At 50.7% G+C, this 13,335-nt stretch carries 12 protein-coding genes; 5 read left to right on the top strand and 7 right to left on the bottom strand.

Translation table 11 applies throughout. From position 1 onward, the window contains the following. Together EOS98_RS13410 and pepT are read right to left on the bottom strand one after the other, a co-directional pair. Nucleotides 1-1,335, bottom strand: a complete 1,335-nt coding sequence (locus EOS98_RS13410; RefSeq protein ID WP_126524136.1) for a hypothetical protein — start codon at nt 1,333-1,335, stop codon at nt 1-3. Nucleotides 1,336-1,338: 3 nt separating this feature from the next. Continuing rightward, nucleotides 1,339-2,568, bottom strand: coding sequence for a peptidase T (gene pepT, locus EOS98_RS13415; RefSeq protein ID WP_126524137.1), 1,230 nt, complete (start codon nt 2,566-2,568; stop codon nt 1,339-1,341). 250 nt (nt 2,569-2,818) lie between these two features. Here pepT and potA point away from each other — a divergent pair, with 250 nt between their 5' ends. From potA to potD, 5 genes are all read left to right on the top strand, one after another. Further along, nucleotides 2,819-3,955 (top strand): spermidine/putrescine ABC transporter ATP-binding protein PotA, encoded by a 1,137-nt coding sequence (gene potA / locus EOS98_RS13420; RefSeq protein WP_000531607.1) that lies wholly within the window; start codon nt 2,819-2,821, stop codon nt 3,953-3,955. Continuing rightward, nucleotides 3,939-4,802, top strand: coding sequence for a spermidine/putrescine ABC transporter permease PotB (potB, locus tag EOS98_RS13425; RefSeq protein WP_000799391.1), 864 nt, complete (start codon nt 3,939-3,941; stop codon nt 4,800-4,802). The genes potA and potB overlap by 17 nt, the downstream gene beginning before the upstream one ends. Nucleotides 4,803-5,130: 328 nt before the next feature. Then, complete coding sequence (gene sifA, locus EOS98_RS13430; RefSeq protein ID WP_127821175.1) at nt 5,131-6,141, top strand: SPI-2 type III secretion system effector SifA; 1,011 nt, start codon at nt 5,131-5,133, stop codon at nt 6,139-6,141. 315 nt (nt 6,142-6,456) lie between these two features. Next, nucleotides 6,457-7,236 carry a spermidine/putrescine ABC transporter permease PotC gene (gene potC, locus EOS98_RS13435; RefSeq protein ID WP_000580299.1) on the top strand — a complete coding sequence of 260 codons (780 nt, stop codon included), beginning with the start codon at nt 6,457-6,459 and terminating at the stop codon, nt 7,234-7,236. A 24-nt stretch (nt 7,237-7,260) separates the two neighbouring features. Continuing rightward, the gene (potD, locus tag EOS98_RS13440; protein ID WP_000759329.1) at nt 7,261-8,307 is read left to right on the top strand and encodes a spermidine/putrescine ABC transporter substrate-binding protein PotD; all 1,047 of its coding nucleotides are present in this window, start codon (nt 7,261-7,263) and stop codon (nt 8,305-8,307) included. Between the two features lie 81 nt (nt 8,308-8,388). Here the strand turns inward: potD and cobB are convergent, their stop codons facing one another. Genes cobB through lolC form a run of 5 tightly spaced genes read right to left on the bottom strand, consistent with a single transcriptional unit; the run spans nt 8,389 to nt 13,306 of the window. Continuing rightward, nucleotides 8,389-9,210 carry a Sir2 family NAD+-dependent deacetylase gene (cobB, locus tag EOS98_RS13445; RefSeq protein WP_001191856.1) on the bottom strand — a complete coding sequence of 274 codons (822 nt, stop codon included), beginning with the start codon at nt 9,208-9,210 and terminating at the stop codon, nt 8,389-8,391. 18 nt (nt 9,211-9,228) lie between these two features. Then, nucleotides 9,229-10,140 carry an N-acetylglucosamine kinase gene (gene nagK / locus EOS98_RS13450; RefSeq protein ID WP_023182050.1) on the bottom strand — a complete coding sequence of 304 codons (912 nt, stop codon included), beginning with the start codon at nt 10,138-10,140 and terminating at the stop codon, nt 9,229-9,231. A gap of 28 nt (nt 10,141-10,168) precedes the next feature. Further along, nucleotides 10,169-11,413, bottom strand: a complete 1,245-nt coding sequence (gene lolE / locus EOS98_RS13455) for a lipoprotein-releasing ABC transporter permease subunit LolE (protein WP_000168091.1) — start codon at nt 11,411-11,413, stop codon at nt 10,169-10,171. Continuing rightward, nucleotides 11,413-12,114: a lipoprotein-releasing ABC transporter ATP-binding protein LolD gene (lolD, locus tag EOS98_RS13460; protein WP_001033714.1), complete on the bottom strand. Its 702-nt coding sequence runs from the start codon at nt 12,112-12,114 to the stop codon at nt 11,413-11,415. The genes lolE and lolD overlap by 1 nt, the downstream gene beginning before the upstream one ends. Further along, complete coding sequence (lolC, locus tag EOS98_RS13465) at nt 12,107-13,306, bottom strand: lipoprotein-releasing ABC transporter permease subunit LolC (protein ID WP_001518787.1); 1,200 nt, start codon at nt 13,304-13,306, stop codon at nt 12,107-12,109. Before lolC ends, lolD begins: the two co-directional genes overlap by 8 nt. Nucleotides 13,307-13,335: the final 29 nt, after the last annotated feature.

Raw genomic sequence — 13,335 nt, forward strand, 5'->3', positions numbered from 1 at the left:
CTATCCACAACGATCGCCGCCAGGTTTGGCGAAATCGTTATATTGCGGATCGCCCGGATAAATCGAGTGGGCCATTCGATGGCGAAATGACATTTGCCGATAGCGCCGCGCCAGTACGTTATCGCCAAGACCTTCGGCAATATTAGCCAGTTGCTGTAATCGTTCATACTGCATCTTTGCTGGATAAGCTACGGCATCAAGCGTAAAGGCGCGTTCCGCAAAGTCTTTTGCTTGTTCAAGCTGTTGATTATTCTGATAAAGCAGCGAAATACCATACAACACCATTGATACGTCAGACTGCCGACGTTTATATTCTTCCAGCAATGGGAGATAGAGGGAAGTACTGTCCAGGTCGATGTTTTCGGGCAAATAAAAGCGTAATCGTGATATTACCGTCGCCATTGGCGTTAAACGGCTCTGGTAATACGCGATAAGTTTAAGGTAGAGATCTTTCGCTTCCTTATAATGATGGCCCTGTGCATAAAAGCCAGCAAGATTATTGCTGTCAACCGTCATTTCGCCGAATTCGGCGCCATAAAGCGTTTGCTTAATTTTTAGCGCCTGACTTAGCGCATTAATCGCCTCGCTAATATGTCCTGCATTATAAGCAATATCCGCTTTCTGCTGCAAAAAAGAGGCGACGCGCTCACGATTATCCCAGGTTTTATCCCGTAAAATAACGCCCAACCACTGCCGCTCCGTTGCGTCTATCTTCGCCAAATAATAGGCTTTACGCGCACTATCACATTCGACATCCCGCTCTTCCAGCGCATCAGAATAAGCGTCGCGCATCCTGTTTAAGGTATAAACCAATGCCTCCGTCGATGCCTTTTTGTCTTTAAGACGCCACGTTAATGCCTGCTCTTGCCAGGCTATTCGCTGACGGTAATCAACCTTGATCTCGTATCGCCACTGCTCTGTAGATGAATACTCTATATGGCGATCGTCACTGTAAACATTAAAGGCCGCAAGGTGTTCAAACATATCGGCCCGATCGCCCGGATAAGTGCCCGCCGGAAATGTTTTCATGATTGCCCGCGCTCGCAGCAGCATTTGCGGCGTTAATTCAGGTTTACCCAGCCATTGATAAATATCGCTTTGTAATAGCAGGCTACGAACAAGCTGTATTGAGCGTTTGCCATATTGCCGCGAGGCCAGCCTCACCGCATCATCAATAAACGTCATGCAGGTTTCATCGCCGGTCATAAAACATGCTGCAGATTGTTGCTGGCGCTGGGACCAGGAAGGCGGATATTCGGCGCTCCAGGCAGAAAAATTGATGGCGGAAAATATCCCGCCATAAATAATAAAACGCTTCACCACAATGCGTAACATTCGCTACTGGCCGCGCTTCGCCGTCAGCTCCGCGATACGTACAATCACCTGTACCGCTTTTTCCATCCCCTCCAGCGTCACAAACTCATGTTTACCATGATAGTTATATCCGCCGGTAAAGAGATTAGGACACGGCAAGCCCATAAACGACAGTTGCGCCCCGTCTGTACCGCCGCGAATCGGTTTCATCTCCGGCGTAATATGACAGTCGCGCATGGCCTGCTGGGCGATATCGAGAATATGCGGATGCTCAACCACTTTTTCGCGCATATTGTAATAACTGTCTTCAATCACCAGTTCGATATAGCAGTCCGGATGCAGCCCCTTACCGACTTTTTTGGCAATCTCCATCATTTTGCGTTTACGCGCTTCAAACTGCTTACGGTCGAAATCGCGAATGATGTAGTGCATTTCGGCCCGGTCAACGGTGCCTTTCATGCTGGCCAGATGATAAAACCCTTCGTAACCTTCAGTGGTTTCAGGCGCTTCATCCGCCGGCACTTCCGCGTGAATCCTCGCCGCCAACGACAGCGCATTGACCATCACGCCTTTCGCCGTACCAGGATGCACGTTATTGCCGACGATTTTGATATTCACCGAGGCGGCATTGAAGTTTTCAAACTCCAGTTCGCCCACGCCGCCGCCGTCGACCGTATAGGCCCACTGCGCGCCAAATTCCTCAACATCGAAGTGCTTCGCGCCTTTCCCTACCTCTTCGTCAGGCGTAAACGCCACTTTAATGTCGCCGTGGGGAATAGGATTACCTTTCAGCACCGCCAGCGCGGTCATGATCTCCGCAACACCGGCTTTATCGTCCGCGCCCAGCAATGTCTTACCATCGGTAGTAATCAGCGTCTGTCCCAGTAATTGATGCAGTACCGGGAACATCACGGGTGACAACACCTCATCGCCAATCCCTAATGCTATATCGCCGCCGCGATAATTCTCGACAATCTGCGGATTAACGTTTTTACCGCTGAAATCCGGAGAGGTATCCACATGGGAGATAAAACCAATGGCGGGAATATCCCCCTCAACATTGGCCGGGAGCGTCGCCATCAACGTCCCTTTTTCACTTAATGTAATGTTAACCAGCCCCATCTCTTCGAGCTGCTGTTTGAGCAAACGTAGTAACTTCCACTGCCCCTCAGTGCCGGGAACCTGCCGAACACCCGACTTTGATTGGGTATCCAGCGATACGTAGTGTAAAAAACGCTCAAGTAGTTTATCCATGCAGTCACCCTCACTTTTCGTGACAACATTATTAATAAGCAAGAAAAGACAAATATTGCGTCAGGTCACTTTTATCCCTGCAAACAAGAATATTTCACTTTGACACGCTTTCTGACTATAAAGCTAAGTCAGTAATTCGCAACAAGGATTGGCGATCACAGTGGTTTGCCGTAGAATGACCGCCCTCATTAAGAGTGATTAAGGTGGTTAACCACAAACCCCGCAGCGGTCAGCCATCCGTTGCGTTTACATGGGACAGAGTAAGAAATTGAATAATCAACCGCGTTCGCTTTCACCGCTGGTGCTTTTGTCGGGAATTAGCAAAAGTTTCGATGGCAAAGAGGTCATTTCACAGCTGGATTTGACCATTAACAATGGCGAATTCCTCACGCTGCTTGGCCCTTCCGGCTGCGGTAAAACAACCGTTCTTCGCCTGATTGCCGGCCTGGAAACCGTTGATGCCGGGCATATCATGTTGGATAACCAGGATATCACCCACGTTCCCGCCGAAAATCGTTATGTAAATACCGTATTTCAAAGCTACGCTTTATTTCCGCATATGACGGTGTTTGAAAATGTCGCGTTTGGCTTACGGATGCAAAAAACGCCAGCCGCCGAGATAGCGCCTCGCGTGACCGATGCGCTGCGTATGGTGCAGCTTGAAGAGTTTGCACAACGTAAACCGCACCAGCTATCCGGCGGACAGCAGCAGCGTGTGGCTATCGCTCGCGCGGTGGTGAATAAACCTCGCCTGTTATTACTGGATGAATCGCTCTCCGCGCTGGACTATAAATTGCGCAAACAAATGCAGAACGAGCTTAAAGCATTACAGCGTAAACTCGGTATCACGTTTGTTTTTGTCACTCACGATCAGGAAGAAGCGCTCACCATGTCCGATCGTATCGTGGTAATGCGTAATGGCGTGATTGAGCAAGACGGCACGCCGCGTGAAATCTATGAAGAGCCAAAAAACCTGTTTGTCGCCGGTTTTATCGGCGAAATTAACCGCTTTGACGCAACCGTCATTGAACGGCTTGATGAACAGCGCGTCCGCGCCAGCGTAGAAGGTCGGGAGTGCAATATATACGTCAATTTCGCTGTCGAACCGGGCCAAAAACTGAACGTCCTGCTGCGACCGGAAGATCTACGCGTCGAAGAGATCAACGATGATAACCACATCGAAGGGCTTATCGGCTACGTGCGCGAGCGCAATTATAAAGGTATGACGCTGGAGTCGGTGGTTGAACTGGAAAATGGCAAAATGGTGATGGTCAGCGAATTCTTCAACGAAGACGATCCTGACTTCGACCATTCACTTGACCAAAAAATGGCCATTAGTTGGGTAGAAAGCTGGGAGGTCGTACTGGCTGATGAAGAACACAAGTAAATTCCAGAATGTAGTGATTGTCACTATCGTCGGTTGGCTTGTGTTGTTTGTTTTTCTGCCCAACCTGATGATCATTGGCACCAGCTTTCTGACCCGTGACGACGCCAGTTTCGTCAAGATGGTCTTTACGCTGGATAATTACGCACGCCTGCTCGATCCGCTCTATTTTGAAGTGCTCCTGCACTCTCTGAATATGGCGCTGATCGCCACCCTCTCCTGCCTGGTGCTGGGCTATCCTTTTGCCTGGTTCCTGGCGAAGTTACCGGAAAAGATACGTCCGTTATTGCTGTTTTTGCTGATCGTTCCTTTCTGGACCAACTCACTGATCCGCATCTATGGGCTAAAAATATTCCTGAGCACTAAAGGTTATCTCAATGAATTCCTGCTGTGGCTGGGCGTGATTGATACGCCGATTCGCATCATGTTCACCCCGAGCGCCGTTATTATCGGCCTGGTTTACATTTTGCTGCCGTTTATGGTCATGCCGCTCTACTCCAGCATTGAGAAGCTCGACAAACCGCTACTGGAGGCCGCACGCGATCTCGGCGCCAGTAAAATGCAAACGTTCATCCGCATCATTATTCCATTAACCATGCCGGGCATTGTCGCCGGTTGCCTGCTCGTGATGCTACCGGCAATGGGCCTGTTCTACGTCTCCGATTTAATGGGTGGCGCGAAAAACCTGCTGATTGGTAACGTCATTAAGGTACAGTTCCTGAATATTCGCGACTGGCCGTTTGGCGCGGCGACCAGCATTACGCTGACCATTGTGATGGGACTCATGCTGTTGATTTACTGGCGGGCTTCCCGCTTATTGAATAAGAAGGTGAGTGATATAAGCGATTAATTGCGCAACGCTAACAAATCCACACGCATCCAGGCATGAAGTTTATTCAAGGGTAAACTTCATGCCTCCGGCATAAAAAACGCATGAAAGCAGTTGCCGCCAGTATTGCAAATCTACAACATCATCCGCGCCATGCCTTCTTTTATTTTTACCTGTAGCGGCGCTATCACAGACAGTAATGCGTTTATACGCGAAGCTCTCAGGTTTTATACTGATTGTCAGTCTCTTTTAAAAATTATATTACATCCGATGCGCCCGCAGTTGAGATAAAAAGGGTCGATTTAATCAATTATGTAGTCATTTTTACTCCAGTTTAAGTGAGATTAATATGCCGATTACTATAGGGAATGGTTTTTTAAAAAGTGAAATCCTTACCAACTCCCCAAGGAATACGAAAGAAGCATGGTGGAAAGTTTTATGGGAAAAAATTAAAGACTTCTTTTTTTCTACTGGCAAAGCAAAAGCGGACCGTTGTCTACATGAGATGTTGTTTGCCGATCGCACCCCCACACGAGAGCGGCTTACAGAGATTTTTTTTGAGTTAAAAGAGTTAGCCTGCGCATCACAAAGAGATAGATTTCAGGTTTATAATCCTAATGAAAATGATGACACTATTATTCTTTGCATCATGGATCAAAACGAAGAGAACGAATTGTTACGTATCACTCAAAATACCGATGCCTTTACCTGTGAAGTCATGGGGAATGCTTATTTTTTAATAAAAGATCGCCCGGACATTTTAAAATCGCATCCACAAATGACGGCCATGATTAATACAAGATATAGCGAAATCGTAGATTACCCCCTCCCTTCGACATTATGTCTCAACCCTGCTGGCGCGCCGACATTATCGGTTCCATTAGACAACATAGAGGGGTATTTATATTCTGAATGGAGAAAAGGACATTTAGATGAGTGGAAAACGCAAGAAAAGGTAACCTACCTGGCAGCGAAAATTCAGTCTGGGATTGAAAAGACAACGCGCATTTTACAGCATGCGAATATATCCGAAAGTACTCAGCAAAACGCATTTTTAGAAACAATGACGATGTGTGGCTTAAAACAGCTTGAAATACCACCACCACATACCCACATACCTATTGAAAAAATGGTAGAAGAGGTTTTACTGGCGGATAAGACGTTTCAGGCGTTCCTTGTAACGGATCCCAGCGCCAGCCTAAGCATGTTAGCTGAGATAATCGAAACCCTCTCTGATCAGGTTTTTCACGCCATTTTTAGAATAGCCCCCCAGGCTATACAAAAAATGGCGGAAGAACAGTTAACCACGCTACACGTTCGCTCAGAACAACAAAGCGGCTGTTTATGTTGTTTTTTATAAAATCAGACGACGCTTTCTCAAACGTCACGTTCAGGGTTTACTCACGTACTCCATGTTTGCCTACAGAGTAACCTCTTGCCTGGTGCAATAATGCCGCATATGACCGGATCGGATGAGAATAGTCATTTAAATGGCCTTTTTTTCCCGCTCGTCTGGCAATTTGTTGTAAAATTCGCGGCTTCAAGCGGCAGCTTGCTTCTTCCCGGCTGCTGATAACCGCGAGACGTTTTGGAGAGATTTTGGAGAAGAGAAAAAATTGATCATTTTCAATACTCTAAAAGCACCCCATCCTCTGAATAAGAAGGTGGAACTTGAATGATCGGTCGGCTGCTCCGTGGCGGTTTCATGACTGCCATCTATGCGTATCTGTATATTCCCATCATTATTCTGATCGTGAACTCCTTCAACAGTTCGCGGTTCGGCATTAACTGGCAGGGCTTTACCACTAAATGGTACGAACTACTGGTCAATAACGACAGTCTGTTGCAGGCCGCTCAACATTCACTGACGATGGCGATTTTTTCAGCGACCTTCGCCACGTTGATTGGCTCGTTAACCGCGGTGGCGCTTTATCGCTACCGCTTTCGCGGGAAGCCATTCGTCAGCGGGATGCTGTTTGTAGTAATGATGTCGCCGGATATCGTGATGGCGATCTCCCTGCTGGTGCTGTTTATGTTACTCGGCATTCAACTGGGCTTTTGGTCGTTGCTGTTCTCGCACATCACCTTTAGCCTGCCGTTTGTGGTCGTCACGGTCTATTCGCGCCTGAAAGGCTTTGATGTCAGAATGCTGGAAGCCGCAAAAGACCTGGGGGCCAGTGAGGTAACGATTTTACGCAAAATCATTCTGCCGCTGGCGATGCCGGCGGTGGCGGCGGGCTGGTTGCTGAGCTTTACGTTGTCGATGGACGATGTAGTGGTCTCGTCGTTTGTCACCGGGCCGGGCTATGAAATTTTACCCTTAAAGATTTATTCCATGGTAAAAGTCGGCGTTTCACCAGAAGTGAACGCGCTGGCGACCGTTTTATTGGTGCTGTCTCTGGTAATGGTCATTGCCAGCCAGCTTATTGCTCGTGATAAAACCAAGGGCCGATAAGGCCCGTAATTCAGGGGACGTTAAATGAAAAAATGGTCACGCCACCTGCTCGCGGCGGGCGCCCTGGCGCTGGGTATGAGTGCCGCTCATGCCTCCGACAACGACACGCTCTATTTCTATAACTGGACTGAGTATGTACCGCCGGGCCTGCTGGAACAGTTCACTAAAGAGACCGGCATTAAGGTGATTTATTCGACCTACGAGTCGAACGAAACCATGTATGCCAAACTCAAAACCTATAAAGATGGCGCGTATGACCTGGTTGTTCCTTCTACATACTATGTCGACAAAATGCGCAAAGAAGGCATGATCCAGAAGATCGATAAGTCGAAATTAACCAATTTCCACAACCTCGATCCGGAAATGCTCAACAAACCGTTTGACCCCAACAACGATTATTCTGTCCCGTATATCTGGGGCGCAACGGCGATTGGCGTGAACAGCGATGCTATCGATCCAAAAACCATTACCAGCTGGGCTGACTTGTGGAAACCGGAATATAAAAACAGCCTGCTTTTAACCGACGATGCGCGAGAAGTCTTCCAGATGGCGCTGCGCAAGCTAGGTTATTCCGGTAACACTACCGATCCGAAAGAGATCGAAGCGGCATATGAAGAGTTGAAAAAACTGATGCCGAACGTAGCGGCCTTCAACTCCGATAATCCGGCGAATCCGTATATGGAAGGAGAAGTCAATCTGGGGATGGTGTGGAACGGTTCGGCCTTCGTTGCTCGTCAGGCTGGCACGCCGCTGGAGGTCGTCTGGCCGAAGGAAGGCGGTATTTTCTGGATGGATAGCCTGGCTATTCCGGCGAACGCGAAAAATAAAGAGGGCGCGCTGAAGCTAATCAACTTCCTGCTGCGTCCTGACGTCGCGAAAGAGGTGGCAGAAACCATCGGCTACCCTACCCCCAACCTGGCGGCGCGTAAGCTGTTAAGCCCGGAGGTCGCCAATGATAAGTCGCTCTATCCGGATGCGCAAACCATCAGCAAAGGCGAGTGGCAAAACGATGTCGGCGACGCCAGCGCCATTTATGAAGAGTATTATCAGAAGCTAAAAGCAGGACGCTAATTCAGCCAAAGCGCCTGTCGGGCCTACAGATGAACGTAACGTGAAATGTAGGCCGGATAAGGCGTTACCGGGCAAACAGCACTACAGCCCTTTCAGGAATTTATCAACAAATTCCGGCACAACCTGGCTTGCCGGGCCGTAGTGCTTCTCTTCAAACTCGCTGCCGACCTGGCTTGGCTCAAGATTCAGTTCCACCGTATGTGCGCCGTGCAGTTTTGCTTCATGCACAAAACCCGCAGCCGGATAGACATGACCGGATGTGCCAATGGCGATAAAAATATCCGCCATCGACAGCGCCATATAAATTTCATCCATGCCAAGCGGCATCTCGCCAAACCACACCACGTGCGGACGTAGCGGCGCCGGGAACTGGCAGCAGTGACATTTATCTTCCGGCATCACATCGCCGTTCCATTCCAGAATTTGGCCGCTTTGCGAACAGCGCACCTTCAACAGCTCGCCATGCATATGAATGATGTTGCGATTGCCCGCGCGTTCATGCAAATTGTCGATGTTTTGCGTCACCAGCAAAAAGCGATCGCCAAGCGCTTCTTCAAGCTTCGCTAACGCCAGATGCGCCGCATTGGGTTGTATTTCCGGCTGTTGAAGCTGCTGACGGCGGGCATTATAAAATGTCTGCACCAGCCCCGGATTACGGGCGAATCCTTCCGGCGTGGCCACATCTTCAACCCGATGCTCTTCCCAAAGGCCATCCGCCGCGCGAAACGTACGAATACCAGACTCTGCAGAAATTCCTGCACCTGTAAGGACTAATACTCTTGGGTTTTCCATCATTTCCGGCACCACTCTGTCTCTGAAAAAGATCCGCTGGCGCAGACGTTCACGCAACAGACGTTTATTTTTACGAAAGCGGCTTAATCGATGAAACCGACGCGACTGCATAACAACCTCTTTTTTTGATTAGTCGGTAAGATGTAAAAAAGCAGCACCGCGCATCCCACCTGCATCCCCATGCCGCGCACGCTCAATGCGCGGCGCGCGGGCAACAGGGAGGAGATGGCGCGGCAGTCTTTCCGCCAGTTGCGTTGTTATTGCCGTAAAGTTCGATAGTCCGCCGCCGATCACCAATAAATCGGGATCGACAATCGTCAGTATATTCCCCAGACAAACCGCCAGTAAATCCAGATAGCGCTCAACATGCGCGTGTGCCCGCTCATCGCCCTGCTCCCACAACGCGATAATCTCCGGCGCCTGCAGCGATTGATCATAATAATGCTGGTATAGCCACGCAAACCCGCGCCCGGACAGATAATTCTCAATGCAGCCCATCTGGCCGCATCCACAACGGCGGAGAGGAAAATCAAACCCCATCAACGTTAGCGCGTCAACCGGCAAACGCATATGGCCAAACTCGCCGGTGATATAGCTCTGACCGGTAATCGGCTTCCCGTTTAGCACCAGGCCACCGCCGACGCCGGTGCCGAGAATAAGCCCCATAACCAAAGGATATTGCGTGAATTCATCATCCCAGGCTTCGGACAAGGCAAAACAGTTAGCGTCATTGTCCAGACGCACATCGCGATCCAGTCGGGCGCTGAGATCGGCGCGCAACGGCTTACCGCTGGCTGCCGGGACATTCGCGGCGTACAGCGTGCCGTCTTCGGTTTCCGGCATACCGGGTATGCCAATCCCTACCGACCCTTTTACGCCAAATCGCTGGTCGGCTTCCGCGACCAGTTCGCACACGGCGTCTAAAAAGGCGCTATAGCTGGTATGGGGCGTGGGAACCCGTTTTTCCCACTGCAGCCGCCGCGTTGAGTCAAATACGCCTAACGCAATCTTTGTTCCGCCAATGTCAAACCCGTAATACATCACCGCTCCTTGTTTTTATATTCCGCGATTACTGGCCGCTCAATACTCGCGCAGGGTCAATGTTGCTCGCTCGCCGCGCCGGATACCAGCTCGCCAGTAAGCTTAACAACAACGCCGTGACCAGTACGTAAACAACGTCCAGCCAATGTAATTCGGATGGCAGGAAGTCGATAAAATAGATATCGCCGGACAAAAACTGATGCCCGATCGCCTTTTCAATCCCATTAATAATGGCGGTAAGCTGAAGCGAAACGACAACGCCGATCGCCACGCCAATCAAGCTGCCCAGCAAGCCCGCCAGTAGTCCGTACCAGACGAAAATGGCACGAATCAAACCATCTTTCGCCCCCAGCGTTCTTAATACCGCAATGTCGCCGCTTTTGTCTTTTACCGCCATCACTAAGGTGGAAACGATATTAAAACAGGCCACGCCGATCACCAGAATCATCGCCAGATACATAATGGCGCGAATCATCTGGATATCGCGATACATATAGCCATAGGTGCCGATCCAGCTCTTAATGTAGACATAGCTGTTAGTCACTTCACCCGCATCACGCACCAGTTTGTTCGCATTAAACACGTCATGGACTTTAAGCGCGATACCGGAAACGCTGGACCCCATATCCAGATACTGCTGCGCATCCTCAAGCGGGATCATGGCGAAGCTGTGATCGAGCTGGCCGCTCAGTTGCAGAATCCCGATGACATGCAAACGCACGCGTTTGGGCTGGAGCAACTTATGGTCGGCATTCGCATTGGGGATCATGATGGACACCCAGTCGCCCTGTTTCACGTTCAGAGCATCGGCGACGCCTTTGCCGATAATGATCTGCTGTTCGCCCGCTTTGAAATGATCCCAGGCGTGATTTTGCACAAATGACGGTAACGCGCTAAGCTGCTGCTCTTGCTTAGGGTCGACGCCTTTAACCTGAATGGCGCGCAAATTCGCCCCGCTCTCTACCAGGCCGGTAAAATTGATATACGGCGCGGCGGCGGCAATGCCCGGCACCTTCTGCACTTTTGCCAGCGCTTCACGCCAGTTGGTCCACGGCTGATTGACCGCTTCAATCTCCCCGTGCGGAACCACCGCCAGAATACGGTTATTCAACTCGCGTTCGAAACCGTTCATCGCGCTTAAACCGACAATCAATACCGCCACGCCCAGCGCGATACCGATGGTAGAAATGACGGAAATGAGCGAAACCATACCGCCGCGCCGCCGTCCACGGCTGAAACGCAAGCCAATTAACAATGATAAAGGCGACGCCATTACTCCGCCCCCATCAGGCTCAGTTCCGCCGTCAGGCGGCCATCGCGCATCTCAAGCTGGCGGCTCATACGTTTCGCCAGTTGCAAATCGTGAGTCACCACCAGAAACGCGGTTCCCTGCAGACGATTTAACTCGCCCAGAAGCTCAAAAATACTGTCGGCATTACGCGCATCCAGATTACCGGTCGGCTCATCCGCCAGTACCAGACGCGGATTATTCACCAACGCGCGCGCTATCGCGACACGTTGGCGCTCACCGCCGGAAAGTTCCGAAGGTCGATGGGTTGCGCGATGCTCCAGCCCTACGGCGTGCAGCATTTCTCGCGCCCGAGCATCAATCTCCGCCGGTTTCTTTTTGCCAATCAATAATGGCATCGCCACGTTTTCCAGCGCCGTAAAATCCGGCAGGAGATGATGAAACTGATAGATAAACCCCAGTTTCTGGTTACGTAATTCCGCTTTTGCCGCAGAAGAGAGTTTGCTCATCGGCTGGCCGCTAAAAATCACATCGCCAGAGGTAGGCGTATCCAGCCCGCCTAACAGATGCAGCAACGTACTTTTACCCGAACCGGAACTGCCGACGATCGCCATCATTTCGCCTTCGCCGATACTGAAGCTGACATCGTGCAACACGTCGGTTTGTACGGTGCCTTCCTGATAGCGTTTGCACAGGTTGTCGCATTGCAACAGGATCTTATTCATAACGTAAAGCCTCAGCGGGTTGAGTGGCGGCAGCGCGCCAGGAAGGATAAAGCGTAGAAAGCAGCGCAATGGCCATTGCCACCAGAGCGATAACGATCACCTGTAACGGCTCTATCGCCACGGGCAACGCAGCGCCATCCAGAAACGCGCCGATGATCGGCATCAGGTTATTCAGTTGGCTGGCAAGCAATGCGCCCAGCGCGGCGCCCAACAGCGCGCCGATAATCCCGGCGCTGGCGCCCTGCACCATAAAGACCATCATAATTTGTCGCGGCGTCAGCCCTTGAGTTTGTAAAATCGCCACTTCGCCCTGCTTCTCCATGACCATCAGACCCAACGAAGTAATAATGTTAAAAGCCGCGACCGCCACGATGAGGCTCAGCAACAATCCCATCATGTTCTTTTCCATGCGCACAGCCTGGAACAACTCGCCTTTGCGTTCGCGCCAGTCCTGCCACTTAGTGCCTTGCGGCAGCGTCTGTTGGCTGAGGGTATCGACTTGCAGCGGTTCATCCAGCCATAGACGCCAGCCGGTAATATTGCCTGCCGGATAGCGCATTAAACGCGACGCGTCCTGAATATTGACCAGCATTTCATAGCCATCGACCTCGCTATTGGCGGCAAATGTGCCAATCACCGTAAACAGACGCTGGCTGGGCAGACGTCCCATTGGCGTAAACTGGCTGGCAGATGGCACCATTAGCCGAATCTGATCGCCGCGGTTGACCCCTAACTGTCCGGCGAGCTGCTCGCCGAGGATGACATTATACTTACCCGGCTGTAATTCGCTTTGCTTCACATTGACCAGATACGGCGTTAACGGATCTTTTTGCGCCGGATCGATACCCAACATCACGCCAACCGCAACGCTACGCGCGCTTTGCAGTACGACATCGCCCGTCGTCAGCGGCGCAATACGGTTAACGCCTTGCAGATTCACCGCTTTTTCCGGCATCTGATTCGGGTTAAGAGAGCCATGTTCAGCAGAGAGGATGGCCTGAGGCATCAAACCAAGAATGTTATTTTGCAGTTCGCGCTCAAAACCGTTCATCACCGACAATACCGTGACCAGCGCCATCACCCCCAGGGTAATGCCGATAGTGGAAAGCCAGGAAACGAAGCGACCGAAGCGATCTGCTGCACGCCCGCGCATGTAACGCAGGCCGATGAATAGAGCGACAGGTTGATACATGTAATCCGTCTGGTTGCTGTTAGCAAAGT

Origin of the sequence: Salmonella sp. SSDFZ69 (assembly GCF_004010755.1) — a bacterium.
Taxonomy (GTDB): domain Bacteria; phylum Pseudomonadota; class Gammaproteobacteria; order Enterobacterales; family Enterobacteriaceae; genus Salmonella; species Salmonella enterica.

Coding starts and splice junctions, on each gene's coding strand:
- EOS98_RS13410 (WP_126524136.1), bottom strand. CDS start 1,335: ATGTTACGCATTGTGGTGAAGCGTTTTATTATTTATGGCGGGATATTT.
- pepT (WP_126524137.1), bottom strand. CDS start 2,568: ATGGATAAACTACTTGAGCGTTTTTTACACTACGTATCGCTGGATACC.
- potA (WP_000531607.1), top strand. CDS start 2,819: ATGGGACAGAGTAAGAAATTGAATAATCAACCGCGTTCGCTTTCACCG.
- potB (WP_000799391.1), top strand. CDS start 3,939: ATGAAGAACACAAGTAAATTCCAGAATGTAGTGATTGTCACTATCGTC.
- sifA (WP_127821175.1), top strand. CDS start 5,131: ATGCCGATTACTATAGGGAATGGTTTTTTAAAAAGTGAAATCCTTACC.
- potC (WP_000580299.1), top strand. CDS start 6,457: ATGATCGGTCGGCTGCTCCGTGGCGGTTTCATGACTGCCATCTATGCG.
- potD (WP_000759329.1), top strand. CDS start 7,261: ATGAAAAAATGGTCACGCCACCTGCTCGCGGCGGGCGCCCTGGCGCTG.
- cobB (WP_001191856.1), bottom strand. CDS start 9,210: ATGCAGTCGCGTCGGTTTCATCGATTAAGCCGCTTTCGTAAAAATAAA.
- nagK (WP_023182050.1), bottom strand. CDS start 10,140: ATGTATTACGGGTTTGACATTGGCGGAACAAAGATTGCGTTAGGCGTA.
- lolE (WP_000168091.1), bottom strand. CDS start 11,413: ATGGCGTCGCCTTTATCATTGTTAATTGGCTTGCGTTTCAGCCGTGGA.
- lolD (WP_001033714.1), bottom strand. CDS start 12,114: ATGAATAAGATCCTGTTGCAATGCGACAACCTGTGCAAACGCTATCAG.
- lolC (WP_001518787.1), bottom strand. CDS start 13,306: ATGTATCAACCTGTCGCTCTATTCATCGGCCTGCGTTACATGCGCGGG.